The sequence below is a fragment of the Olsenella sp. AGMB03486 genome, from assembly GCF_040884255.1.
Classification (GTDB): domain Bacteria; phylum Actinomycetota; class Coriobacteriia; order Coriobacteriales; family Atopobiaceae; genus Olsenella_L; species Olsenella_L kribbiana.
This window is the reverse complement of sequence record NZ_JBEVTM010000058.1, coordinates 1-1,027: the sequence shown is the minus strand read 5'-3', so window position 1 is coordinate 1,027 and position 1,027 is coordinate 1. Positions and strand designations below refer to the sequence as shown.

Annotated in this window: 1 protein-coding gene; it reads right to left on the bottom strand. The window is 64.1% G+C overall.

The annotated features are described in order from the left end of the window. On the bottom strand, positions 1-1,000 hold a 1,000-nt coding region (locus ABVS03_RS11545; RefSeq protein WP_368019218.1), incomplete at its 3' end, for an IS256 family transposase. Between the last annotated feature and the right edge of the window lie 27 nt (positions 1,001-1,027).

Below are 1,027 nucleotides of genomic sequence, written 5' to 3'. Positions count from 1 at the left end.
TGCGCAGGCGCTTCCAGTGCGATGCGGGGAAGTCCAGATAGGCTAGGGCATCGGCCTCCGCCTCCTCCCAGATCTCCGCCGCCTTCGGGCAGCATTCCTCGAGCATCTCCGCTGCGAGGTGGTAGAGGGCGCGCACCTGGTCTGCCTCCTTCGCCCTGAAGACGGGCTTCATGATCCTGGCGACGCGCCTCCTGAGGGCCCTCGATCCTGCAGCCCCTATGCAGTCCCTCATGAGGTGGACGGCGCACCTCTGCCATGCAGCGCCGAGGAACACCTCCGATATGGCGCGCTTCAGGCCTTCATGGGCATCGCTCGTGACCAGCTGGACGCCTTCCACGCCCCTCTCGCGTATCCTTTCCAGGAACTCCTTCCAGGATGCGTGCGATTCGGTGTCGACGACCGCAAGCCCCAGGATGTGCCTCCAGCCGTCCGCATCGCAGCCTATGGCCGTGACGATGGCCGTGGAGGAGACGTGCCCCTCCCTCCTGCACTTCACGTAGGTGGCATCGAGCCAGATGTAGGGCATGTCCAGCCCTCCCAGGGGACGTGCCAGCAGCTCCTCGACATCCGCATCGAGGCTCCTGGCAATCGAGCTCACCTGGTCCTTCGAGAGCCTGTCTATGCCCATCCTCTCGGCTATCCTCTGGACCTTCCTCGTGCTCGTGCCGGTCTCGTACATCTCCGCCACGGCCGCTATGAGCGCCCTGTCGGTCCTCTGGTAGCGCTCGAGGATGTCGTCGGGGAAGAAGCTTCCCTTCCTGAACCTCGGTATCCTCAGGTTCAGCATCCCCACGCAGGTATTGAGGGTCCTCGGCCTGTAGCCGTTCCTGCTGTTGCCGGAGGCCGAGCACATCTCCTCGGCCTCCGCATCCATCACGGCATTAATGACCGACTCCGCCAGCTGGCGGAAGAGCTCCTGGAGGTTGATGCTCCCGTCTGCGAACTTCGGCATCTCTCCTGCCGCGGCCGTGCACACGGCCTGCTCTGCTATGCTGTCCATTGGGCCTTCGTCCTTTCCACGAACCTG